The 23,364-nt window shown below is 58.6% G+C and carries 27 protein-coding genes and 1 tRNA gene; 6 read left to right on the forward strand and 22 right to left on the reverse strand.

What is annotated here, in order from left to right:
• Nucleotides 1-2: 2 nt before the first annotated feature.
• Genes ASD36_RS06090 through ASD36_RS06100 form a run of 3 tightly spaced genes read right to left on the reverse strand, consistent with a single transcriptional unit; the run spans nt 3 to nt 3,643 of the window.
• A complete protein-coding gene (locus ASD36_RS06090) occupies nt 3-974 on the reverse strand; it encodes an ABC transporter permease (protein WP_060501060.1) in 972 nt (323 codons plus the stop codon).
• 3 nt (nt 975-977) lie between these two features.
• Nucleotides 978-2,111, reverse strand: coding sequence for an ABC transporter permease (locus ASD36_RS06095; RefSeq protein WP_060501062.1), 1,134 nt, complete (start codon nt 2,109-2,111; stop codon nt 978-980).
• A complete protein-coding gene (locus ASD36_RS06100) occupies nt 2,108-3,643 on the reverse strand; it encodes an ABC transporter ATP-binding protein (RefSeq protein ID WP_060501063.1) in 1,536 nt (511 codons plus the stop codon). Before ASD36_RS06100 ends, ASD36_RS06095 begins: the two co-directional genes overlap by 4 nt.
• Nucleotides 3,644-3,921: 278 nt before the next feature.
• Between ASD36_RS06100 and ASD36_RS06105 the strand changes: the two genes are divergently transcribed.
• Nucleotides 3,922-4,131 carry a SlyX family protein gene (locus ASD36_RS06105; protein WP_060501066.1) on the forward strand — a complete coding sequence of 70 codons (210 nt, stop codon included), beginning with the start codon at nt 3,922-3,924 and terminating at the stop codon, nt 4,129-4,131.
• An 81-nt stretch (nt 4,132-4,212) separates the two neighbouring features.
• On the opposite strand, the gene ASD36_RS06110 is transcribed toward ASD36_RS06105, so the two are convergent.
• The 4 genes from ASD36_RS06110 to ASD36_RS06130 all read right to left on the reverse strand — a co-directional run bounded on the left by ASD36_RS06110 (nt 4,213) and on the right by ASD36_RS06130 (nt 9,331).
• Nucleotides 4,213-5,205 carry a BMP family ABC transporter substrate-binding protein gene (locus ASD36_RS06110; protein WP_060501069.1) on the reverse strand — a complete coding sequence of 331 codons (993 nt, stop codon included), beginning with the start codon at nt 5,203-5,205 and terminating at the stop codon, nt 4,213-4,215.
• 309 nt (nt 5,206-5,514) lie between these two features.
• Entirely contained in the window at nt 5,515-7,683 is a 2,169-nt protein-coding gene (locus ASD36_RS06115; protein WP_060501071.1) for a TonB-dependent siderophore receptor, read from the reverse strand.
• Between the two features lie 183 nt (nt 7,684-7,866).
• Nucleotides 7,867-8,751 (reverse strand): AraC family transcriptional regulator, encoded by an 885-nt coding sequence (locus tag ASD36_RS06125; protein ID WP_060501075.1) that lies wholly within the window; start codon nt 8,749-8,751, stop codon nt 7,867-7,869.
• Nucleotides 8,752-9,013: 262 nt separating this feature from the next.
• The gene (locus tag ASD36_RS06130; RefSeq protein ID WP_060501077.1) at nt 9,014-9,331 is read right to left on the reverse strand and encodes a hypothetical protein; all 318 of its coding nucleotides are present in this window, start codon (nt 9,329-9,331) and stop codon (nt 9,014-9,016) included.
• Nucleotides 9,332-9,609: 278 nt separating this feature from the next.
• Between ASD36_RS06130 and ASD36_RS06135 the strand changes: the two genes are divergently transcribed.
• Nucleotides 9,610-9,699: transfer RNA gene (locus tag ASD36_RS06135), tRNA-Ser, on the forward strand.
• Between the two features lie 30 nt (nt 9,700-9,729).
• Here the strand turns inward: ASD36_RS06135 and ASD36_RS06140 are convergent.
• The 10 genes from ASD36_RS06140 to ASD36_RS06185 all read right to left on the reverse strand — a co-directional run bounded on the left by ASD36_RS06140 (nt 9,730) and on the right by ASD36_RS06185 (nt 16,231).
• A complete protein-coding gene (locus tag ASD36_RS06140; RefSeq protein ID WP_060511966.1) occupies nt 9,730-10,824 on the reverse strand; it encodes a site-specific integrase in 1,095 nt (364 codons plus the stop codon).
• Nucleotides 10,821-11,009: a hypothetical protein gene (locus ASD36_RS06145; RefSeq protein ID WP_060511969.1), complete on the reverse strand. Its 189-nt coding sequence runs from the start codon at nt 11,007-11,009 to the stop codon at nt 10,821-10,823. The genes ASD36_RS06140 and ASD36_RS06145 overlap by 4 nt, the downstream gene beginning before the upstream one ends.
• Nucleotides 11,010-11,012: 3 nt before the next feature.
• Nucleotides 11,013-11,348: a phage head closure protein gene (locus ASD36_RS06150; RefSeq protein ID WP_060511971.1), complete on the reverse strand. Its 336-nt coding sequence runs from the start codon at nt 11,346-11,348 to the stop codon at nt 11,013-11,015.
• Nucleotides 11,345-12,553 carry a phage portal protein gene (locus tag ASD36_RS06155; protein WP_060511973.1) on the reverse strand — a complete coding sequence of 403 codons (1,209 nt, stop codon included), beginning with the start codon at nt 12,551-12,553 and terminating at the stop codon, nt 11,345-11,347. Before ASD36_RS06155 ends, ASD36_RS06150 begins: the two co-directional genes overlap by 4 nt.
• Nucleotides 12,550-13,086: an HK97 family phage prohead protease gene (locus ASD36_RS06160; RefSeq protein WP_060511975.1), complete on the reverse strand. Its 537-nt coding sequence runs from the start codon at nt 13,084-13,086 to the stop codon at nt 12,550-12,552. The genes ASD36_RS06155 and ASD36_RS06160 overlap by 4 nt, the downstream gene beginning before the upstream one ends.
• Entirely contained in the window at nt 13,083-13,358 is a 276-nt protein-coding gene (locus ASD36_RS06165) for a head-tail connector protein (RefSeq protein WP_060511977.1), read from the reverse strand. The genes ASD36_RS06160 and ASD36_RS06165 overlap by 4 nt, the downstream gene beginning before the upstream one ends.
• A gap of 4 nt (nt 13,359-13,362) precedes the next feature.
• Nucleotides 13,363-14,601 (reverse strand): phage major capsid protein, encoded by a 1,239-nt coding sequence (locus ASD36_RS06170; protein WP_060511979.1) that lies wholly within the window; start codon nt 14,599-14,601, stop codon nt 13,363-13,365.
• Between the two features lie 200 nt (nt 14,602-14,801).
• The gene (locus ASD36_RS06175) at nt 14,802-15,596 is read right to left on the reverse strand and encodes a hypothetical protein (protein WP_060511981.1); all 795 of its coding nucleotides are present in this window, start codon (nt 15,594-15,596) and stop codon (nt 14,802-14,804) included.
• Between the two features lie 111 nt (nt 15,597-15,707).
• Nucleotides 15,708-15,902, reverse strand: a complete 195-nt coding sequence (locus ASD36_RS06180; RefSeq protein ID WP_060511983.1) for a hypothetical protein — start codon at nt 15,900-15,902, stop codon at nt 15,708-15,710.
• The gene (locus tag ASD36_RS06185) at nt 15,899-16,231 is read right to left on the reverse strand and encodes a hypothetical protein (protein ID WP_060511985.1); all 333 of its coding nucleotides are present in this window, start codon (nt 16,229-16,231) and stop codon (nt 15,899-15,901) included. The genes ASD36_RS06180 and ASD36_RS06185 overlap by 4 nt, the downstream gene beginning before the upstream one ends.
• Before the next feature lie 79 nt (nt 16,232-16,310).
• Here ASD36_RS06185 and ASD36_RS29755 point away from each other — a divergent pair, with 79 nt between their 5' ends.
• Both ASD36_RS29755 and ASD36_RS06190 read left to right on the forward strand, forming a co-directional pair.
• On the forward strand, nt 16,311-16,568 hold the full coding sequence (locus tag ASD36_RS29755) for a helix-turn-helix domain-containing protein (RefSeq protein ID WP_082562693.1): 258 nt from the start codon (nt 16,311-16,313) through the stop codon (nt 16,566-16,568).
• The gene (locus ASD36_RS06190; protein ID WP_060511987.1) at nt 16,565-17,029 is read left to right on the forward strand and encodes a hypothetical protein; all 465 of its coding nucleotides are present in this window, start codon (nt 16,565-16,567) and stop codon (nt 17,027-17,029) included. The genes ASD36_RS29755 and ASD36_RS06190 overlap by 4 nt, the downstream gene beginning before the upstream one ends.
• A 9-nt stretch (nt 17,030-17,038) precedes the next feature.
• On the opposite strand, the gene ASD36_RS06195 is transcribed toward ASD36_RS06190, so the two are convergent.
• From ASD36_RS06195 to ASD36_RS06205, 3 genes are read right to left on the reverse strand one after another with little or no spacing between them, the layout of a single operon-like run.
• Nucleotides 17,039-18,664 carry a terminase TerL endonuclease subunit gene (locus ASD36_RS06195; RefSeq protein ID WP_060511989.1) on the reverse strand — a complete coding sequence of 542 codons (1,626 nt, stop codon included), beginning with the start codon at nt 18,662-18,664 and terminating at the stop codon, nt 17,039-17,041.
• Nucleotides 18,664-19,092, reverse strand: coding sequence for an HNH endonuclease (locus tag ASD36_RS30475; RefSeq protein ID WP_112834704.1), 429 nt, complete (start codon nt 19,090-19,092; stop codon nt 18,664-18,666). Before ASD36_RS30475 ends, ASD36_RS06195 begins: the two co-directional genes overlap by 1 nt.
• Nucleotides 19,085-19,921: a helix-turn-helix domain-containing protein gene (locus ASD36_RS06205; RefSeq protein ID WP_060511991.1), complete on the reverse strand. Its 837-nt coding sequence runs from the start codon at nt 19,919-19,921 to the stop codon at nt 19,085-19,087. Before ASD36_RS06205 ends, ASD36_RS30475 begins: the two co-directional genes overlap by 8 nt.
• Before the next feature lie 25 nt (nt 19,922-19,946).
• Between ASD36_RS06205 and ASD36_RS30480 the strand changes: the two genes are divergently transcribed.
• Entirely contained in the window at nt 19,947-20,207 is a 261-nt protein-coding gene (locus ASD36_RS30480; protein ID WP_156393808.1) for a hypothetical protein, read from the forward strand.
• A 161-nt stretch (nt 20,208-20,368) separates the two neighbouring features.
• Here the strand turns inward: ASD36_RS30480 and ASD36_RS06215 are convergent, their stop codons facing one another.
• Both ASD36_RS06215 and ASD36_RS06220 read right to left on the reverse strand, forming a co-directional pair.
• Nucleotides 20,369-21,133 (reverse strand): transporter, encoded by a 765-nt coding sequence (locus tag ASD36_RS06215; RefSeq protein WP_244481818.1) that lies wholly within the window; start codon nt 21,131-21,133, stop codon nt 20,369-20,371.
• Between the two features lie 52 nt (nt 21,134-21,185).
• Nucleotides 21,186-22,637 carry a transporter substrate-binding domain-containing protein gene (locus ASD36_RS06220; RefSeq protein ID WP_060501081.1) on the reverse strand — a complete coding sequence of 484 codons (1,452 nt, stop codon included), beginning with the start codon at nt 22,635-22,637 and terminating at the stop codon, nt 21,186-21,188.
• A 412-nt stretch (nt 22,638-23,049) separates the two neighbouring features.
• Between ASD36_RS06220 and ASD36_RS06225 the strand changes: the two genes are divergently transcribed.
• Nucleotides 23,050-23,292, forward strand: a complete 243-nt coding sequence (locus tag ASD36_RS06225; protein ID WP_060501083.1) for a hypothetical protein — start codon at nt 23,050-23,052, stop codon at nt 23,290-23,292.
• The last annotated feature ends 72 nt before the right edge of the window (nt 23,293-23,364 follow it).

The following is a 23,364-nucleotide window of genomic DNA, read 5'->3' on the forward strand; positions in this document are numbered from 1 at the left end:
GGTCAGCGCTCCTTCACATAGGGTACACCACCTGCCTTGGGCGGGATGGCCTTGCCGATGAAACCGGCAAGCAGGATGACCGTGAGGATATAGGGCAGCGCCTGCATCAATTGTACCGGTACCTGACCGATCAACGGCAGCGGATTTCCCTGCAGGCGAATCGACAGCGCATCGAGGAAACCGAACAGCAGGCAGGCAAGCATGATGTTGACCGGCCGCCACTTGGCAAAGATCAGCGCCGCAAGCGCGATATAGCCCTTGCCCGCCGTCATACCCTTGACGAAGCCCGCACTCATCGCCAGCGACAGATAGGCCCCTGCGAAGCCGCAGAGAATGCCGCAGCAGATGACGGCGCGGTAGCGCAGCCAGATCACGGAAATACCGGCAGTATCGACGGCACTCGGGTTTTCGCCGACGGCACGCAGGCGAAGGCCGAAGCGGGTGCGATAGAGCACCCACCAGCTGAACGGAACCAGGGCGAAGGCGACATAGGTCAGGATGAAATGGCCGGACAACAGTTCGGAATAGATCGGCCCAAGAAACGGCACGTCCCTGACCGCATCGGCAAACGGCAGTGTTATCGTCTGGAAGCGGGCATCGCCTGACAGTGCGGGTGTGCGGCCGCCCTGCCGGAACCAGGCTTCGCCGAGAATGACCGTGGACCCGGCAACGATGAAGTTGATGGCGACGCCGGAAACGATCTGGCTGCCGCGCTGGGTGATCGAGGCATACCCATGCACCAATGACAACAGGACAGAGATGAGGACGGCGGCCATCAGGCCCATCATCACATTGCCGGTGACCGCAGCAACCGCACCGGCGGCAAAAGCGGCACCGAGCATCTTGCCTTCAAGGCCGATGTCGAACACCCCTGCCCGCTCGGTGAACAAGCCGGCCAGCGCCGCAAAGATCAAGGGTACGGAAACACGGATGGTCGATTCAAGGATCGCGATGATCGTGTGGAAAAAATCCATGGCTCAGGCTCCCCTTGTCTGGGCTGCAACTGCGGAGCGGCGGCCGATACCGGCAAATGCTCGGCCGATGGCCGGGCGGAACATGTTTTCGAGCGCGCCGGCAAAGAGAATGACCAGGCCCTGGATGATGACGATCATGTCCCGCGAAATGGACGGCATTTCGAAGGCGATTTCGGCTCCGCCCTGATAAAGCATGCCGAACAGGACGGCTGCCGGAATGATCCCGGCCGGATGCGACCGGCCCATCAGCGCCACTGCGATGCCGACGAAGCCGGCGCCCTGCACGAAATCCAGCTGCATGCGATACTGCTCGCCCATGATCGGGTTCAGCGCCATCATACCGGCCAGACCACCCGAGATCATCATGACGATGACGGTGATGCGCGCCTCGCCAATGCCGGCATAGCGCGCCGCCGAGGGGCTATGGCCCATGGTGCGCATCTCGTAGCCGAGCTTGGTGCGCCAGATCAGCACCCAGACCCCGAACGCGGCCAGAAGCGCCAAAAGGAAGGAGACGTTGAACGGCGAATTGCCGAGATTGAGCCCGAAGATCGACATAAGCCAGTCCAGCTTCGGCAGCTGCCCGCCCGCCTCAAAAGTACGGGTCTGTGGCGCCATCTGGCCGAGAGGCTTCAGAACGCGGGTCAGCAGATAGACCATCAGGCTGGCGGCGATGAAATTGAACATGATGGTGGTAATAACCACGTGGCTGCCGCGCTTGGCCTGCAGCCAGCCGGGCAGGAAGGCCCACATGGCGCCAAAAGCGGCCGAACCGATGATCGCCAACGGAAAGACCACGAACCAGGGCATGGTCTTGTCGAGCCAGAGGCAGGCAAGCGCCACGCCGATGCCGCCGATATAGGCCTGGCCTTCACTGCCGATATTGAACAGCCCGGCATGGAAGGCGACTGCGACCGAGAGGCCGGTGAAGATGAAGGTCGTGGCATAATACAGCGTGAAGCCGATATATTCGCCGCGGCCGAAGGCGCCGTTGATCATATGGTAGGCGGCATTCAGCGGGTTTTCGCCGACCAGAAGCACGACGAGACCGGCCACCAGAAAGGCGACGACAAGGTTGATCAGCGGGATCAGGCCATATTCGGCCCAGGCCGGCAGTTTTGCGTATGGATTGCTCATTCGGCGGCCTCCTTGCGGCCTTCGACACCGGCCATCAACAGGCCGAGCTCCCCTTCGGTCGCATCCGGATCGCGCTCGCCAACCACACCGCCGGCGAACATGACGATGATACGGTCGGACAGGGCACGGATTTCATCGAGTTCGACAGAGACGAGCAAAACAGCCATGCCCTGGTCGCGCATCTCGATGATCCGCTTGTGGATGAATTCGATGGCGCCGACATCGACACCGCGTGTCGGCTGGCCGATGATCAGCACATCCGGGCCGCGCTCCATTTCGCGCGCCAGCACGATCTTCTGCTGGTTCCCGCCAGAAAAATTGGCGGTCTTCAGCCGTGGATTGGGCGGCCGGATGTCGTATTTCTTGATCTTCTCCTCAGCATCCGCCTGGATCGCCTTGGTGTTGAGAAACACCCCGTTCAGGAAGCGCTTTTCATGGTGATAGCCGAGAATGCCGTTTTCGGCCTCCTCGAACTTCAACACCAGCCCGACATGATGGCGATCTTCCGGAACATGGCCGAGGCCGCGGTCGCGCAGTTCGCGCGGGTCGACATGGCCGGTCACGTCGATCGGTTTGCCGTTCAGCAGCACCTTGCCGCTGACCGCCCTGCGGATGCCCGAGATTGCTTCCAGAAGTTCCGACTGGCCATTGCCGGCAACACCGGCAATGCCGACGATTTCACCGGCGCGCAAATTGAAGGAAACGTTGTCGACCATGGTGACGCCGCGACCGTCACGCACCGTCAGGTTTTCCACCGCGAGTTTCACCTCACCCGGATTGGCCGCGCCCTTTTCGACGCGAAGCAGCACGCGGCGGCCAACCATCAGTTCGGCCAGTTCCTCGACCGAGGTTTCCTTGGTCTTGCGCGTCGCCACCATCTCGCCGCGGCGCATGACGGAGACTTCGTCAGTGATCGCCATGATCTCGCGCAGCTTGTGGGTGATGAAGATGATCGTCTTGCCCTGGTCCTTCAGCTGGCCAAGGATGCGGAACAGATGGTCGGCTTCCGGCGGCGTCAAAACGCCCGTCGGCTCATCGAGAATGAGGATATCGGCCTTGCGATAGAGGGCCTTGAGGATTTCGACGCGCTGCTGCAGGCCGACCGGCAACTGCTCGATCAGCGCATCCGGATTGACCTCCAGCGCATATTCCTTTTCCAGCCGCTTCAGCTCGACGCGGGCCTTGGAAATACTGGTGTTGAGGATCTGGCTTTCTTCGGCGCCGAGCATGACATTCTCGAGCACGGTGAAATTTTCGACCAGCATGAAATGCTGGTGCACCATGCCGATACCGCTGGCAATCGCCGCGTTCGGATCCTTGATCGTCACGGTCTTGCCATCAATGATGATATCGCCCTTGTCGGCCTGGTAGAAGCCGTAAAGGATCGACATCAGCGTCGATTTACCGGCGCCGTTTTCACCGATAATGCCGTGAATGGTGCCCTTGCGGACGGTCAGGTTGATATTCTTGTTGGCATGGACAAGGCCGAAGCTCTTGTCGATACCACGCAACTCAATGGCAATATCGCTCATATTGACCCATGTTCCCCAAGTCGGCCCGGTTTCCTCCGCCTTGAGAGCGGTAGTCCGGGCATCGATTTTTTTACCAATTGGTATAAGTTTAGCATCGAATTCCCGACGCGTAAGTCAAAAAATCGAAAGCCCATCTACTCTTCCCAGTTCATTCGGGAGAGTCCAGCGCGATTTACGCACTTCCGGACGAAACGCAATATAGCCGGACCGCAGACTGTATCGATCATGTGGATATGATAGGGAATGCATCGAACACGAGGCTGCCTTAAGGAAAAACCATGAGCAACGACAGCGAACGTATCACCCGCCTTGAGGAGACGATCGCACACCAAGCGAAGACGATCGAAGAACTGTCCGATCAATTGACGCAGCAATGGACTGTGGTCGAGCAAATCCGGGCCAAACTCGACCGGCTGACCGAGCGCTTTCTCAGCCTTGAAGAGCAGAGCCTGGAAGCGCCGGCGAATACCCGGCCGCCGCATTACTGAGCCGGCTACTTACCTTCCTCATGACACGAAAAAGCCGCCAGCCCAAAGGACCGGCGGCTTCTTTCATTCAATCACACGAGATCAATAAGGGCAGGCTTCATCCGACATGTAGTCGTGAACCTGAACCGTGCCGGCAATGATATCAGCCTTGACCTTGTCGACCGCAGTCAGCATGTCCGGGGTGATCAACGCCTTGTTGTTGTCATCGAGCGCAAAGCCGACGCCATCTTCCTTGAGGCCGAGGTTCGACGTGCCGAACTCGAACTTGTCATCCTTGGCAGCCTTGAAGGCTTCATAGACGGCAACATCGACGCGCTTCAGCATCGAGGTCAGGACCTTGCCCGGCTGAAGGCCATTCTGGTTCGAATCGACGCCGATGCCGAGCTTGCCAGCATCTGCGGCCGCCTGCAGCACGCCAACGCCGGTACCGCCGGCAGCGTGATAGACAACATCAGAACCCTGATCCATCTGCGACTTGGCGATTTCGCCACCCTTGACCGGGTCGTTCCAGGCATCCGGCGTGGTGCCCGTATAGGCTTCGAGCACCTTGACATCAGCGCCGGTGGACTTGGCGCCACCGATGTAGCCGCAGGCGAACTTGTGGATCAACGGAACATCCATGCCGCCGACGAAGCTGACGGTCTTCGACTTGGAAGCGAGACCGGCGAGAACGCCGACGAGATACGAGCCTTCCTGCTCCTTGAAGACGATCGACTTGACGTTCGGCTTCTCAACGACGGTGTCGATGATGGCGAATTTGGTGTCCGGATATTCAGCCGACAGCTTTTCCAGCGGCGGCGCCCAGTTGAAGCCGACAACCACGATCGGGTTGTTGCCGTCGCCGGCGAAGCGGCGCAACGCCTGTTCGCGCTGGGCGTCGTTGCTGATTTCGAACTCGCGGTATTCAATGCCGGTTTCGGTCTTGAACTTTTCCGCGCCGTTGAAGGCTGCTTCGTTGAAGGATTTGTCGAACTTGCCGCCGAGATCGAAAATGAGCGCCGGCTTAACGTCGGCAGCAAGAGCCGTGGCCGACATCATCGAAAAGGCAAAGAGACCGAGGAGGGTTTTTTTCATTGTGCAGCCCTGTTGTTGCTATTGATCTTGTTGGGTCCTCCCGCAAGCTCCTCTTTCGGGAGCATGTCTGCGGAACCACCACTCCCTTTTTAGGGGATGTTTGGCTGGGGCGCATCCTTGCATGCCTCAAATCAAAATTCACCCGAAATTTTTCAATTGGTAAAAAAAGGTAAATGGCTCAAAAAACCGGCAAAATCATCAAATTGGCTGGTGGGCAATCTCCGTCCGTAGGCCGTCCACGCCTGCCGTAAACGAAAAAGCCGCGGCACCCAGGCGCCGCGACTTTCAATATTTTCTCTCTGGCCTGCGCTACCAGGACTTGCTGAGCTTCAGCGTCACTGTCCGCTGGTCGCCGTAGCCGCAGGTGAACAGGCCCTGGCAACCCTTGACGTATTCCTTGTCGAACAGGTTGGTGACGTTGAGGGCTGCACCCCAGCCGTTCTTTTCGTAGCGGATCGCAGCGTCCGCGACGACCGCGTCCGGAACCTTGGCGGTGTTTGCCATATCGGCGAAAGACTCGCCCTGATAGCGTAGGCCACCGCCGATGCTGACACCTTCCATCGCGCCATCGGTTACCAGATATTCGACCCAAAGAGCCGCCTGGTGTTCCGGGATCAGATACGGCCGGTTGCCGATCAGCGCCGGATTGAGATCTTCGGTGACCTCCAGATCGTTATAGGTATAGGAGCCGATCAGCCTCCAGTTCTGATTGAGATTGACCTTGCCTTCCAGTTCCAGACCGGTGGAGGTCACTTCGCCAAGCTGTTCCTGCAGGAAATCGGGACGGGTCAGCGCCACGTTCTTCTTGACGATATGATAGACGGAGGCCGTGAACAGGCCATCGATAAAGGTCGGCTCGTACTTGATGCCGCCTTCGATCTGGTGGCCATCTTCCGGCTCAAGCGCCCCGCCGGTGAATGCCGTTCCGACCAGAGGATTGAAGAAGGTAGCCGCCGAAACATACGGCGTCAGGCCGTTGTCGAACTCATAGGCAAGGCCGGCACGGCCGCTCACCGCGCTATCCGTGGTGCTGTAGGAACCTGTCGCAAGCCAGGAAGCATTGTCGATATCGACATAGTCGTAGCGGCCATTCAGCGTGACCAGCCAACCATCGCCAAACCGGATCTGATCCTGCGCATAGACGCCAGTCTGCTTCATCCGCGTGACACCGTCGAGATAGGTGAAGTACGCAGGCAGAGTGCCACCGTAGACCGGGTCGGTCGGGTCGAGGTCCGGGCCAGGAAATGCTGAAGCCTGGGTCTGGTCGATTTTGAAATTCTTGTAATCCAGGCCGAGTAGCAGCGAGTGATTGAGCGGTCCGGTCGAGAATTCCTTCTCAGCGCGGTTGTCAACACTGAAGCTATCGACTGACGTATCATGCTTGAAGCCAAGCCGGGCCAGATCATAGGTCGGGGTATAGGCGTAGGGATAGACCAGCTCCTCAGCCTTATCGAGATGGCTGTAGCGCAGGTTCTGCGAGACCTTCCATCCATTGTCGAACTCGTGGGAGAATTCGTAGCCGAACATCTGCTGGTCGTAACGGCCAAAATCGTGATCCGGCTCGCCGGTAAACAGGTCGCGGTCGATCTTGCCGAACGGCGCATTGGTCACCGTGCCCTCGTAGGGCAGAAAACCGTTGCCGACATGGGTCTGATCGAAGGCGGAGGCGATCGCATACACCGTCAGCGATGTCGCATCGTCCGGCGCATAGGTGATCTGCGGCATGATGAAGCCGCGCAAATCCTCGGAGAAATCCGAATAATTATCGCCACCAGCAATCTTGCCGGTAATGCGGTAAGTGATCGTTCCGTCGGCATTCACCTTGTCATTGGCATCGAAGCCGAAGAAGGCGTTGCCGAAATTGTTGATGCCGATCTCGGTGGAATAGGCAGGCTCCGCCTGCGGGCGCTTGCGCACGAGATCAACGATACCGCCGGGGTTCGAGCCGCCATAGAGAACGGAGGCCGGGCCTTTCAGGATCTCGACACGTTCCATCATGTAGGCATCCGTCTGGAAACCGCCGAAGCCGTAGGAATAGAGGTTCAGACCATCAAGAAAGACGCCGGTCTGGGTCGCATCGAAGCCGCGGATATAGAACCAGTCGGTGTCGGGGTCGCTGCCGAAGGGCTCGGTCGAAACGCCAGCGGTGTAGCGCAGCGCCTCGTCGATCTTGGTGACGACGCCGCGATCGTCCAGTTCCTTGCGTCCGATAATCGACACTGATTGCGGAATTTCCGAAACCGGCGTTGCGGTCTTCGATCCCGTACCCGTTGCCTTCGGCACGTAGCCATCAACGGGGCCGGTTGCCTCGCCCTCGCTGGGCTTGCCGCCCTTGCCGCCTTCAACGGTCAGTCGCTCCAACGCCGTGGCACTGCCCGTTGCCGCGTCCTGTGCATGTGCCGGCTGTACTCCGGTGATCGCCGCAACAGCCGCGCTCGCCATCAACACCCGATAGAGACCAGTCCCCTTGATCTGCATGAATTCGTCACCCCAGCTTGAAACCGGGCGTCTTCGCCCCCGTCGGCGGCACGTGATCCGGCATGTCCATGAATATAAGCGGAGTCTTTAGCTCAACTATGATGAGTTCGGATTGTCTCTGGCTGCGGTTCTTGAACGTTTCTGGTCCATATTCCGCATTATGCCCAGGCAAAGCGCAAATGCTCAAAACCGTTGGCTTTTTGCCCACATGGCGGGCGTCGCACCGACCGATTTGCGGAACACACGGGTAAAGTGCGCCTGATCGGCAAAGCCCGTTTCCGCAGCAACCCCGCTCATCGGCAATTCGCCTTTCAGCATCAACTGCTTGGCCCGCTCGATACGCGCCTTCATCTGCCATTGATACGGTGGCAGGCCGGTCGAAGCCTTGAAGGCATGGCTGAAATAGGACTGGGACAGGCCCGTGAGGGTTGCCAGTTCCTCCATCCGGATACCGCGCAGGCAATTTTCCTCGATATACTCGATGGAACGGCGCAACTGCCAGGATGCCAGTTCGCTGCGCTTGCGCGTTCGCACCGGGCCAAGCTTCATCACGTCGACGAACAGCGCAACGGACAGGCCATCGCCATAGAGATCGTGCAACGGTTGCGGGTTCGCGCATTCGGCAGCGATCAGCTCGGCCAGAACCAGGAAACGCGGTTCGGAAAACATCAAGCGCGGCGTATCCAGCTTGCGCGTATCGACGTCCTCCATCAGCCTGCGGCTGAGGACCTCCGCGTTAAAATGCAGATCGAGATGGCGGACGTAGTTCACATCGACCATCTCGGCCCACAACTCCATGCCGGCCGGAATATAGGAAATCATCTGCCGGCGGCTGTCTTCCGCGACAGCCTGATGCGCCTGACGCAGCCGGATATTACGCCGCCCGCCGCCCTTGGCATCAAGCACGATGAACAGCCGCGGATCATCTGCCACATAAAATCCGCCGGCGGCCGGCGCGCATTCGACGTCCCAGAGATCCGCAACAATACCGTTCCACTCGCGCCGGTTCAGGCCGCCAATGACGGAAAACCCGGAAATCCTGTTGTTCATGCGCGGTTGAAAGGTCATGAGGTCTCGGTAGAATCGGCTGTCGCTACAGGTCGGAGTAAAACCTACTTTTTATATTCAAGTTTTACTATTCGAAATCCAGCATCTTTGCAATTGCTGAAAAGCCCGCAACCCCATCGTTTGTCGGGCGTTGTGTCCTTTTCACCATGCCGGGCGGGGGATTAGAGGTGACAGACCGGCAGACGCACGCTCGGCGCGTAGAAAACAACGCTAGCGGAAAGAGAACTGACTTTTTTGCCGGTTCACACTCGGCTTTGCTTACTCAAGCCGAGAACCGGCCGGCAACGGACCGCCGCTTGTAGGCTATTACCCAAAGGATCAGCGCGATCAGCAGGAAGAAGGCAAAAGCCGGTTGCTGCAGAGACCAACGGATCAGCGGATCGAGAAACGCACCATTCGCATGCGGCCGCTCCAGGCTCTGCACCAGCGACTGCGTCGAGGACCCGCCTGCCGCAAGCGCCGCCGCCAATGGCGTCAACACCGGTTGCGATGCCGAGACCGACTGGATGGCATCGACAGATGCAACGAGAACCCCCATGACAAGCGCCAGAAAACTCGCAAACCGCAGCAAAAACCGCATTCCGCCTCCACTCTACCGCCGTATTGGCCGGGCTCAGCAAGCAATAAGCACAGGCTGGAGCAAGCGCAATCCCACCTTTTCGCAGGCGCGGATCGCAAGAAGTCAAAAAACTGTCAGAAATCAGTTGATCCCACCGAGTTCCTCGGTATATATCGCGCCGGTCCGCAGGTTTTCGCCCGCGGCTCACCCGGTTTGGCCCAGCCGAACGGGGTTCTCAGGAGAAAGCAAGCGCTTGTCTCTAATCCACCGGCCCCAACCGCCGGTGCGATTGACAAAACGGACAGGTGGCCGAGTGGTTGAAGGCGCACGCCTGGAAAGTGTGTATACGTGAGAGCGTATCGCGGGTTCGAATCCCGCTCTGTCCGCCATTCTCTTTTTCAAGTGATTGATTTTCCATCTTATTCACCTTCCTTTTGTCCAACTTTTTGGGATGGTTGGACAGAATTTGTTCTCTTTTTCTTCCCGGCAATGGCCTTGAGACCCTTCTCGGCAAGGGTCGCCTGATTGGCTGCGGCGGTGTAAACCGAAACCTGCTTCAGATCGGTGTGGCCGGTGACGGCCTTGATCACATCACCGCTCATGTTGCCTTCTGCCATGCGCCGCGCAGCCGCTTTGCGGAGCCCATGGGCTGAACAATTGACCAGCCCCGCCTCATTGCAGCGCTCACGGAACCAGTTGCCGAAACCGGCCGGTGTGAACGGCTTTCCGAAGTCGGTGGTGAGGAACGTGGGCTTGTCGCGTGGAAGCGGGCGAATTGCGTCCAAGAGTGCAGGGAGCATGAACAGATCAAGCTCCGCGTCAGTCTTGACCTGTTTGACCTGAATGTGTTTGCCCTTGATCTTTTCCCAGCCCATCGCAACCACATCGCTGCGGCGCTGCGCCGTGTAGAGAAGCAGCGCCAGCGCCAGCCGCGCACGGGAGCCTTCCGGGTGTCGCGCTTCATAGGCAGCGATTTCAACTTCCGACCAGGTGTGAAAGCCCTTCGTCTTTTTGGCGAAACCTTTGATACCCGTCGCCGGATTGGCCGAAACCCAGCCATTATCAAGCGAGTGATCAAGCATGATTTTGAGAAGGGAAAGGAGACGGTTTGCCGCCTGCGGCCGATCCGACATGTCGCCAATGATGGCTTTGACGTGCTCGCGCCGGAGATCGCGCATCATGCGCGTGCCATGCTTCTCACGAAACCTCTCGATAATGCGGCGATAGGTTTGCTTCGTACTGTCACGTAGCCCCTGAAACTCAGGAGAGCGGTAATACGAAACCGCCAGCGCATCGAAGGAGCCTGCCTTTGTGCGGCTCGCGCCGACATTCGCACGCCACTCGACTACGCCCGACAAGGCCTCCGCATAGGCCTTTTCAAACTCCACTCCGGTCGGAGGATAAGGCAGATAGGTATCAACACCTTTCACCCGAAAGCGGATGCGGCGTTTCTTATGCCGGTCAATGACCAGCGAACAATGCTTTGGCAGACCGTTGCGGCGCTTACCCTTCATTTCAGTACATCATCCCAGGTATTGCCGCCGTTCGTGTTGACGGCAGCTTCAGAAAATGAGGCGGTCGCTTCGATCCGCCCATCAGGGTGCAGCGTGATCTTCGCAGCCCCAAAGCCAGCATCGAGAGCGGCTTTGAAGAGACGTTTGGCGTCTGCCTGTTTTATTGCAGCGGCACGGTTCGCCATCGATCAATCCCCCGATTTCGCGGTGATTTCGATGAAGCGGCGACGGCCGTCGCGAGCTTCCTTGATGCCGTCGATGTTCCATTCGATGCCCTCATGGACAAGGGTGTCGGTATGAGAGAGCGTCCGGGCGATCTCGCTGGAGCGGATAACAAAACGCGAAAGCAGCACATTGCCAGTGGTGGCCGCTGCATAACGTTCGGCGTCTGACACATCGGTGCGGCTGGCCCATGCCGTCAGCAAATCGGCCACTTCATAAATCGGCTCATTGAAAGGATCGCGGCCGATTTCCATCATGCGGCGGATGGTAATGCGTCGGTCAAGGTCTCCGGTCGCGGTCATTCCTTCACCTCACCGGCCCCGGCCTCGGTCATGTTCAACGGCGAGAGGTATTCGTCGCCACCGTCGATCTTCGGCATGTTTTCCCAGCCGCGAATTTCGTTGACCGAGAGCCACCCGCCGTTACGGCCGACGCTGTAGGCATCGTAACGCGCCTTCATGTCGCCGCGCAGCAAGCCCGCCAGATCATGCTCCACGAACAACGTCTTGCGTCCTTCGGTGGTCAGCAGCGATGCGTTCATGGCCTGCTCGACGCGCCGCGCCATCGGTGCCAGGCACCGCACGACGAGAGCGCGGCTCTCCTGATCGGCGTTCGAATAGGTGGCGTTATCGGTGATACCCGCGACGGTGGGCGGCACGCCCCAAATCCGGCAGATATCCATGTTGGTGAGCTTGCGGCTTTCCAGAAACTCCGCATCTTTCGAAGAGAAGGAGAAAGATTTCCAGTCCGTCCCGCCGTCTAGCACCAACACGCCGCGTGTTGCGAGGTCGGAGTTGACCTTGGTTTCCAGCTTGTCGAGAACGGTCTGGCGCTGATCCTTTCCGATCACGTTCGGGAAAACCAGCGCTCCCTCCGGCAGGAAGCTTTTCGCGGCCTGCTTTCCGGCAGTGTCCTGCTGGGTCAAGGCGAGGTTGAACGTTTCGCGTGCGATCTGGATAGGCGAAAGGCCCATCACACCGTCGCGTGCGAGGCGATAGCGCAGATGAAGCATTTCTTCCTGCAGGTAGATGCGAACGCCGCCGGAGGAACCGGAAACCCGGTAGCGGAGCCGGCCGCTCTCCAGCTTCTCGACGGCCACGTTGCCGGGATCAAGCGGGAACAGTGCGGACACCTGCCCACGTCCGTTCCATTCGAGGCGGGCGAAGGCGTTACCTGCCACCATGAGCGAGGCCAGCAACGCCTCGCGGGCTTCGAAGGCCGTCATGCTCGGGTTAGCCATATCGTGCAAGACGCTGTAAAGCGGGTGATCGGTTGCCCGCTCGCGCCCACCGTCGTCGCTCCGGCGATAAAGGTTCAGCGGCATGGCCGCAAGGTTCTGGCTGACGATGGCGATACAGGCATGGGCCACCGCAATGCCAGTAGCGCGGCCCGGATCAACATAGCCGCCGATACCGCCGCGAAGGCCGAACCACTCCGCGAGATAGGGATCATCAGATTGGATGGCGGCACGCTTCTCGCGGCCAAGGATGCGATCAATCAAGCTCATTTGGAAAGCTCCAGCAGACGCAACGCACGATCCGCATAGCAACGGAACGGCGACGACAAGAGAAGGGAACGTGCCTGAATGACCGTGCCATCATAGGCGGGCCACGCCAGCACTACGCTGATTTCGTGAAGCTCAACGGCCCGCAGCTCGCGGCGGTCGCCGTCGCGCTTTTCATCAAGTGCCGTGAAGCCGAAGGACATACCGCCAAGGTCGCCGCGTTCGGCAAGCGCCAGTACATCGCGACCCGCCGCCGTGTCGGGAATGTCCAGGTCGAAGGCGAGACCCCGGCTGTCTTCGGAAAGACGCAAAGTGCCGGAGCGCGTGCGGGCCAACATGCGGCCCGGATCGTGATCGACCAGCGCCAGAACGTCGGTCTTGGAACGCAGCGAAACGGAGAAGGCACCCGGCGCGATGGTCTCGACAAACCGGCCGCCGATATCGGCGGATTTGGAGAAGGTCGCCGCATAGCCCTCAAGGCGACGGCCTTTCGCGCGGACTTCCATAACGAAGCCGCGTTTTTCAAAATTGCTCATATGCCGTGCTCCCGATGCGGGGCAATCAGCCGGTCCACGCCGAAATCGACAGCGGCATTCGTGGACGGTCCAGTTGCTTCGCGATTTTGATAGAAGTGGACAAGCAGGAAATACTGCGCCTGTTCGACCGATGGAGGCAGCGGCGCGGCTTCCATGTCCACGCCGATGGAGGTCAGGTGGTCGCTCGCCGCCGCGATAAGGCGTTCAACCACCGCGTCGTCATCATCGAAGTCGATATGGAGATACGCCTTTGCGTCAGCGAGCGAGACCATTTGCTTAAATCTCCGCGTAGGCGAAAGCCTTCGGATGGCGCACAGCCACGTCGGCATCGAGGAAGGCATGGAGGAGAGCGCCGCCGTTCGAAGCCACGTCGGGGTGGTACGGGTTGATCAGGATATCCACCGCGCTCCAGTAGCCCAGGTACAGCTCGCCCCACTGGCCGTAGATCAGGGCGGACTTGTCGTCGGTCGCGCCGATATCGGTCGGAACCTGCGTCGAAACATCGACGCGGCCGTTGTGGAAAAGCTCGGCGGCGGGGATCACATGTGCATCGGCGTCCTTCATCTTGCGAACCGCCTTCATCACCGTCGGATTGGTGAGGAACGCGGCCGTGCCGCTCACGTCATCCAACTCCAGCTCGGAAATGAGGTTCGCCGTGGTGTCGGAGAATGCCGTTTCCGTCGTGACCTTCGCCACGCCTGCGGTATTGAGGATGCCTTTCGGGATCGGCGCAACGCCGCTACCCGCGATAGCCGCTGCATCGAGCGACTGCGCCAGAAGGAAACCCAGATCGCGGCGAAGCAGGTCTTCGATAGCCGTGTTGGACTGGAGCATGAGACGGCGGGAGAGGCGATATTCCGCTGTAACTGTCTTCGGTGCCATCGAAACCTTTTCGAAAGTTGCGGCCGAGCGGGTGGCGTTGCCATTTTCCGCAACCCACGTCGCCGTGCCGCTGGTGGCAAGGTTCGGCAAGTCAAGGAAACCGGTCAGACCGCGCAGAACGGTTGCGCCCATGCCCTCGACCTTGAGGGCCGGGCGAAAGCGATCCGCAACGGCGGCAAGATTTGTCGCAACGGTGTAACCACCCGCCGCAGCCGTGCCGACAGTCTGGTTGCGCTGTTCGCGGCCACCAAGCAGGATTTCGGACGGAACAGCCAGGTGGATACCGGAAGCGCCCGAGCGGCTTTCGCGGCCGCGCTTCAGCTCCTGATCGATTTCGGCTTCGCGGCCGGTCAAACGGCCGGAGAGAGCGCCATTGATGGCAGCGGCCAGCGAATAGTTGCGCAACTCGCGGTCAAACTCGCCGCCGCTGACCGTTTCGCCGCGCTGTTCTTCGCGCTCGAAAGAGGCCATGCGCTCCTCGCGGGAAATCTGCCCGTCGATGTCGGTGACTTCGGTTTCCAGCGCCTTGAAGCGCTGTTCTTCCGTGTCCTCCATCTTGTCTTTCTGATGGAGGGTGCGCATTTCGGCCACCTTGGCAGCACGCTTTTCGCGCAGTTCGATAAGCTTTTTCATTTGTCGTTCCTTTGGGTTTGAAGCCGTCCGGAACCAAGTTCATGAGTAAGGTTGTATGCTTTAAAAGATGCCCTTGATGGGCGGGAATTTCGCCAGCGCACAGCCCTTGTCCGGTGGTTCTATCGGTCCCGCGCCCCGGAGAGCTGCTTGTCGTTATTGGCCCGCTGGCGGAGCCTCAATGAACGGCGCGGGGAATGGCGTTAGTGCTCGGTCGGGGCCTCCAAGCTATCGGAAGCATCGCGAAATGCCGAAGCGATCGCTTCGAACTGCATCGCACCGAAGAAACGTTCGAAACCGATGCCCCGCCCTGTGCACTCGGCGACGACGCGAATAGCGCCAGCGAAGCTTTCAATCTCGCGCTCATCACCTTTCTTCTGCGCTTCGATCAGAAGGGCAAAGAAGCGGTGTACGAACGTGATTTCCTTCTCCCCCAAAAGCGGCTCGACATCATGTCCTTCTGCCTTCAAACGATCCAAAATGGCGTGGGAAAGCATGAAGCGGATACCGGCCGCGGGGGTCGGCCCTTTGATGCGGGCTTCGATATGCGGCCCCTCATACACCACATCATCGCCGTGAAAGCCTTCTGGGTCGGGGCTGTAAAACACGACGCGATCAACTTCATTGCTGATATGGAGCGAAAGAAGCGCCGCAAGGAAGTCGAGGAACCCGGCATCTTTCGCCAGCCCCATCTCGCTCATGACGAGCTTTACCCACGGTTCGTCAATGATGTTCGGCGCAACCACCAAATTCGCGTAGTCGAGGAAGAAGCTTTCGACGCCGTTTTCACGGTTCGCCAGCTCGCTGGGACCGTTGGCGAGGATCGCAAGCAACAGCTTGGCGCCGTCCATAACAGAGCGCGGCGATGCGCCGCGACCGCGTTTGCTCGCACTCCACCAACCGAATTTGCTCAGAGCGAGGCCATATGCCTCGATGCTGGAGAATGGGCGATTGAGGCTTTCCGAAAGTTTTTCGAACATTTTTGCGGCCGTCGTCATTGGTGGGTCCTAACTACAACGCACATAACCTAACCTACAAGGTTATGTGCGTCAAGGATTTACCCAGCACGCCATGTTTATGGCAATCTATCCACATATTACCGCTGGCCGTCACGCCGTGGAAAATTTGGCAACAGGTTTTTCGTGGAGGTCGATAACGGCTTGAAGCTGCTTCTCGACAATTTCTGCTACGCGCCGGATCGCGGCTTGGTGAGCAGGTTCATCGAGATCGGCAGCCATCATCCAGATCGCACCAACCAAGTCGCGGGCGTCAGCTAAGTCATCAAAGACAGAAACGGGGATCATAGCACCGCCTCTTCAAGCTCTTCCGGCTCTGCGTCGCCGCCGTCCTCGTCATCAGCGGTATCAAGCTCGCGGTCGTACCCGTAAACGTAATGATGCAGATCGCCCGCCCCATAGCGGTCAAATCGCGCCTGCATTTCCGCCCAGCCGAGCGACGGTTCATCGTCTCCACCCGCTTCCGGGGCGTCATCCTCTTCAAGACTTTCGTCACCGTCGAAATGGTCGAGCACAGAAAGCAGGTGCTCAATCGTATGCTCGATCTGCTTCCGCATCGCGGGCGTCAGCTCCACAATGCGGACATAGCTGTCCTGTTCGCGAAAATGGTATCCCATCGCGTAGCTCCTTGATTGCATTCGATTACAATGATATATTCCGCTCAAGTTGAGCGCTTGTCAATAGATTGCTATCAAATTGAGTGAAACAGATCAAATTTCAGGACGACAAATCGCAGCTGCGCGAGCCCTTGCTGGCATCGGGCAAGAGGCCTTAGCGAAATCAGCAGACATCTCTGTGCCGACATTGCGTCGAATGGAAGCGAGCGACGGGCCTGCATCCGGGCTCCCCAACAACGTGCGCGCAGTCAAACAGGCGCTTGAAGCGGCGGGTTTAATTTTTGTTGCAGAAAACGGCGAAGGCCCAGGCGTAAGACTTAGGAAAACCTACAAATGATTTTAGGCAAAAAGGTCGAAATAGATCAGGAAATTTTCTTACGCGTAGTTCAACGAACTCCAGCCGCACTCAATCTAAAAATCCAACATGTCCAGCCTCGTTTTTTGAAAGGAAGTCTTTACACGGTAAGCTTCGATATTTTGCAGGCTGACGGCGAAACCACAAACTACGTTAATAGAGTTTATGTGCATGGACGTAGTATAGATGTCTATGGTTTCGATGATCAGCTATTGGCTATAGTTGGAGAAACCCACACAGACAGTTGGATAGATAAAATAACGTCTGCAAACTTCGTCTCAACATTTATCGCAGTCACTATGACAATATTTATAGCGGCGTCTTACATTATCAATTTTTTCGCTGATAGACAGATCGAAATCCCCGACTTTATTTCCAGCGGCTGGCTGCTGATTTTAGGTTTCTATTTCGGGAAAAGCACATCAAAGGGACCGGACGAATAGCGAAATAGTTTAGTCCAAAAGCTCCAAAAGGCATGAAGGCATCGCTTCCGGCTCATGACGGCCGGAAACCTGTAGTGCCATTGCCAAAGCCACCAGCCCATCAATGCGGCCGGTGGCCTTGCTCTTATCGAGCTTCCGGCTTCCGGCCGGATCGCGCGTCACCACGGCATTGGCGGCGCACATGTTGAGCACCGGATTGCCGCCATGCCGGAGGAGCCTTTCGGCCACGCTACGCTCCAGCATATCGACGGCAGGCGACATATCCTTAAAGCCCTGCCCGAAGGGCTCCAGCGGCACGTTGCCGCCGAACAGGCCCAGCTCGCGCTTCAAGTCCTCGATACGCCAGCGATCATAAGCGATGGTTCGCAAGTCATAGGTCTGCGTCGCGTTGAAGACGTTCATAGCGACGAAGCTCGGATCGATGGTCGAGCCGGGAATAAGGGTGATGAAACCCTGCTTCGCCCAGAGATCGTAAGGCACGCGGTCTTCGTTCGATCGCTCTCCAATGTTCGCCTCCGGCATGAAGAACTGGCAGACGATATCGAAGCTGCGGCCCTCGCCGGGGAACGCCAGGACGAACGCTGTCAGATCGCGCGAGCCGGAGAGGTCAAGGCCACCATAGCACTCGCGGCCAGCCAGGTACGCCAGATCGGGAGCCGCCTTGCAGCGGTCCCATTCGGCCTTGTGGATGAAGCGGGAGACCGCAGAAACGCGCTGATTGAGGATCAAGTTGCGGAAGGCGCTTTCCTTCGACGGTACAAGCCGCGCCTGTCCTGCCTGCCGCTGCACGTCATCCTGTGAACGGAAATCGCCAAGAGCGGGATTTGCCGCAATCCATGCCTCGCGGCTCCATGGGTCCGCGTCCTGCGGCGCGGCATAGAGGGTGAGGTGGAAGCTCGGATCATCGATATCGCCGGAGTTTACGCGCTCGCCATAGTCGATCAGCTCGGAAAAGACATGATGGTCGGCGGCGGCTTGTGTCGAAATACACATCATGAGCGGGTTGTCGCGAGCGCCGGTCGCTGTATCGAGGGCGTCGAAAAGATCGCGGTTCGGCGCGCTGCCCAGCTCGTCATAAACGACGAAGGAAGGCGAGAGGCCCATTTTCGAACCGGCATCAGACGACAGCGCGGCATAGATGGAACCCGCGCCGTCGCCGGTCAGGACTTCGATTTGCTTGTTGAACTGGATAACGTTCGCCCGGTCGTCAAGCTCCGGGTGCGCCGTCAGGATCGCCCGCATTTCCTGAAACAGCTTCGCCGCCTGATCGCGCGTAAGCGCGGCGGAATACACCTCGCCGCGCGGCTCCGCTTCCGGCCCCATCAGGTGGCAGAGCGCCAGACCGGCCGCGAGCTGGGTCTTGCCGTTCTTGCGGGCCATCGAAAGGACGGCCGTGCGGATCGGTCGCCGCCCTTCCGTATCCTCGGCGTAGACCGCCTCGAGGAATTTTCGCTGCCAAGGCCGGATTTCCATCGTGGTTCCGGCGAGCTTTCCGGCCGTGATCGGCAGATCCTGAAGGAAGGCGACGACACGGCCGGCGCGGGTCAATCCCGGCTCATCCCAGGGCATGACCGGGCGAACGTCAATCTTGCCGCGCTCCGAAAGAGCCTTAGCGCCTATGCCTCTTGTCGCCATTATGAAAATCCTAATTCATCATTTTCGTCAGACACTTGACTGCCTGAAACTAAGTATATTTTGTTCTCCCACATCGGTCCTGAAGAGAGGCGTTTCTCGTGATTTTGACCGCCCCCCCGGTGCCAGCCATCCGAATGATCGACCGGATTGCCCTGCGCATCGACGCCTTTGATCTTCCGAGCAAACGGCTTCTTGTGCTTCCTATCATTGGCTGCGGTCTTCTCGTTGTGGCATCGCTCGCACATCGACATGAGGCCATCGAGCGGCGGGAACGGATCACCGCCAGCGTTGACAGGCGTCATGTGATCGACGGCATTGGCAAGCGTGGCGTTGCCTCGCACGCGGCATGGTTCGCACATCGGGTCAGCCGCCAGCTTTGCCAGCCGGAGCTTCTGCCATGTGCTGGTGTTGTACGGCCAGTCAGCCATAGGCCCGCATCCTCTCGCTCTGCATGGTCGCCACGATGAACGCCAGTCCGGCGCCCTTTCGCTGCTTCTCGGCTTCAGTCGTGGCCTCCTGCCGATCCCACGTCATCCATTCCAGCACCTCTACCTCTGCCTTCAAGCCAAGAGCATGAACATCGGCATACCAGCGCCGTTCGGCTGCTGCGCGTGCTGCATCGCTATGGCTGGGGCTTCTGCCTCCATTGATGGGCAAGAGCATGGAACGCTGCGCTACCGGCTTGTTCCCTTTCCAGAGCCCATTCTGCCCTTTGGGCGGGCTCTGCTGTTGCGGCTTTTTCGCCTGCATTTCCACACGTTCACCTTCGACGGGTTTATTCGATGGGTTACTTCGAAGGGTTTGTGTCGCAGCGCTGCGACCTTTAACGTCGCATTCCTGCGACCTTGAACGTCGCACGCTTGCGACCTTGGGTGCCGGTGTGTCGGCAGGGGTGCCGGTGGACAGGCAGGGGGTACCGGGTGCATTGCCGGTCTTCATGCGTGCATCCCAATCTTCCACGATGGCGCGAAAACGGTCCCAGTTCGGCAGGTAGGCTGCACGATGAGCCTTGCCGCCGTGGCTGATCTTTTCGATGAAGCCGAGTTCATCAAGCTTGTCAGTGGCGCGCATGACCGTTGCTCGATCGATGCCTAGCATAGTCGCCAGCCGTTCAATGCTGGGATCGCATTGGCCGGTGCGCTTGTTGAAATGATCGATGATTGCCCCGGCTACGCGCTTCGTCGCCTCGGTAACGCCCGCCATGACGTTGAGCGCCTTGTGGGCGAACAGAATATCGTTCTCTTCGAGGATCGCCATGTCACGCCCCCGAATAGGCGAGCGCATGGGCCTGTTTCATGGCCTCGATTGCTTCGAGGTTGGAGAGGTCGAACAACTTGCGGAGAACGGGGATTGCAGAGCCGACGAGGTCAGAACGATGCTGGTGAAGCCAGAGCGCAGCACGATTTACAGGGTTGGGAACGCCGCCGATTTCGCCAATAGTTTCAATGGCGGGATTGGCCGCTGTGGACAAGCTAAGCGTTTGTTTCGATTGCCCAACCACAAAACCGCTCTGTCCGCCATTCATCCCTTTGACGTGACGTGACGTGACGTGATCGCCACCAGATTGGACACTGACTGATCCATCGTGGGATAGTTTCTCCGTAATCTTATGCACAGCCGGCGTGCGAGCCGTTTACAGCCGCTCCTTGCCGGAGCGCCCTCGACTGCATCCCGGCCACTCGCTCAAATGATGTTCCAGTACCGCTATTTCGGAAACAGGAATGTCACCGCGAGCCGGACACCCAAGCCTTCCGGTCCATTTTCAGGAGCTTCCGCCCAGTAGCGAAGTCCAGCGGTGAAGCTGATTGGCTGCTTGTCGATGGTGACAAGCTTGGAGACGGTGAAATTTATCGGAACCGACCACTGTTCAGCCTTCCAGTCATACGTTGACTCCGTATTCAGGGCGAACGTCCAGGCGTCGGATGTCGTGTAGGAAAGGAAGGGCTGCAGGAAGGTGCTGCTGACATCGCTGCGATCACTGTTGCCCGCGAACGACCAGATGTGGTTGGCAAGGATGCCGTAAGTCCATGGCCCATCTTGCCTGAGCGCTACGATTGTCGGGCCGGCTCCCCATTTTTCGCCGCCAAGCAGATCGTCTGTCGCTGTCGGAATCAGGAACACGGGACCGGCCCCCCATATGATGCCGCTTTCGGCCGGTTTCGCGGGAGACAGAAAGAAGCTCTGGACGATGTCACCGAGGCCGAACTGGGTTCCCGAAGGCCCCGCGATGTCGTCCTGCCACGTCACCGGGAGGATGGTTCGGGATATGAGGTTCCAATCCTCGTTCAGTGAGATCGGTATGACGGGCTGGATGTTGAGCGTCGCCTTGTCGCCATCGAGCGGGCCATAACCATGATCATAGTTGAACTGGAATGGAACGCTGATGAGCGACGCAATCGGGTTGGAGAGTTTCTTGGCGAGGTCGGCTCCCGAATCCTGTGCCGTCGCCGGGGTGACAAACGGCGCCATGGCAGCCAGTGCGAGGAAAATCTTCAATGTCATTGGGAGACTCCTGGAAAGGCTACTCGACAGCGCTCTTGGCTTCAGTGGTGTGCTTGTCGCCCATGTGCGCATGTTCGGCCAGCATGTCGTAGGCGATGTAGTACTTGTAGATATTGCTGACATATTGAACGGTTTCCCGTCCAACGATGGCGGCGGCACCGTTTTCGACATTGCCGAACCAGCGGTTCGGATCGAGGCCCATCTCGGCTGCCTTGGCGCGGAATTTACGCAGGTTGCCCGGCCCGGCATTGTAGGCCGCAAACGCGAAGAGCAATTGTTCGCGCGGCGGCAGGGCTGGATCGGCGATATAGGTATCGATCAGGTGGCGAAGGTACTTGTTGCCGGCCTCGACGTTTCGGTCAGCGCTTGAAATATCCTTGATGCCGACCGCCTTGTCGGCGGCAGTCGTCGGGAGCAGTTGCATGATGCCGACAGCGCCACGCGGGCTGCGCCGCGACTGGTCCAGCTGCGATTCCTGATAGCCCTGGGCGATCACCATCAGATAGTCGAAGGAATATTCGCCGGCATGCTTGCGAAAGATATCGACGAGCTTGGTGAATTTCTCCATCTCCGCGGGCGAATAGGCACGGCGCACCATCTTGTCGCTCTTGTAAAAGCGGTTCTTCAGGATATTGCCGAAGGTGGTGCCGATCTTGTGATCGTTGGCGAAAGCATCGAGCTTGGCCTTCAGAAGCGGGCTATTCTTGCGGATCGCCCAGGCAATCTCGCCATCGGTATTGACGGCGATATCCGGATGCACGGTGAGATTGGGAAACACGTTCTTCCAGATCGTCGCCTTGTAGTCATCGACCACCGTCCAGGGCAGAAGTCCCGCGTCGACCATTTCGAGCAGGTCTTCGTCTTCCAGATTTTCGTCCATCGCAACCAGCGTGATTTCCGGCTTTCCCTCCGCCTTCCGCTTTTCATTGATCGCCGCCAGATGCTCGTAATAGCTGCTGGAAGGACGAAGGCGGATTTCCTTGCCGGCGAGATCATCCAGGCTTTTGACGCCCGTTGCGCCGGGACCTGTCACCAGAACCTCCGAAGCCTTGGCGTAAAGCGGTGCAGAGAAATCGACCTCCACCTGTCTTGCAGGCGTGATTGTCAGATTGGCCATGACGATATCGCCACGCCCCTCGTTCAAGGCGGTGATCAGCTCGTCGCGCGCTACCGGAACGAAGGCGACGCGCATCTTGTCGATCTCCTTCTTCGTCTTGGCGTTGAGGACCTTCTGGAACTCGGTGCCGAAATCGACCGCGGTGCCGTATTGAGCGCCCTTGTCGATGAAGTAGATGGTCTTGCTGAAAGGCACGATGATGCGCACCAGCCGACGCTTTTCCATCGCGTCGAAATCATCCGTGAATTTGCCCAGCAGCGAGGCGTGGTCCTGGCTCAAGGCAGGCCCGGAACCAAATACAATGCCGGCCGATCCGCACAGCACGAGAAACATCACGAGAAGCCGGTTTGCCATAAGGAGCGCCTCTTAAACGGCGGTCGCCGTCCGGGTTGAGTGTCTCGATTCGGATGCAACGCTACTGTACTTCAACTTCTTCACGCCAGGCAGCACCCAGAACGCGCCGAAAACGCTTTGGCTAGCCCATGATACCGGAAGGAGCCATTCTGAAAATGGAGCATTCCGATCCGGGTGTCGAGAGTGTCCAGCGATCAAAAATACCACTTAGAATTTTGTCATCTTCACTGGATCGACATCTTCCCGGCTTTCAGGTTTTCATCCCTACCCGGCAGTGAACGACACTATGGCTCGCAGCAAGTTCAGCTTTGCGCACGCACGCGCCTGCGCTACACCATGACGGCAATCGACAGTCTGCTTTCAACGCAAATTTCCAGTACGGCCTCGACGCCACCGCCAAGGAGAAATGAGCATGACTTATATCGCATCCCCCAAACGCCCGATTGGCCATCCGGAACGCGCGCTCGACTGTGAAGAAGCGCTGCAGGTGGCACTCGAACACTTGTCGAAAGAGGAAGCGCTGACGGAAGCGGATGTGGAGGCACAGCTGATCGAGGGCGGCCTGGCGGCAGGATGGGAAGAGGCCGAACTGAGGACCGCGATCACGGACCTGCGCCAGAATGCGGCACTGGGGTTACAGGGTCTATCCGGATAAGCGGTGGACTGCCGGGTCAAATTGGCCCGGCAACGCCGATGTCACCCGGCTGTGTCAAAAATACAATACGAA

Source organism: Rhizobium sp. Root1334 (assembly GCF_001426665.1).
Classification (GTDB): domain Bacteria; phylum Pseudomonadota; class Alphaproteobacteria; order Rhizobiales; family Rhizobiaceae; genus Pararhizobium.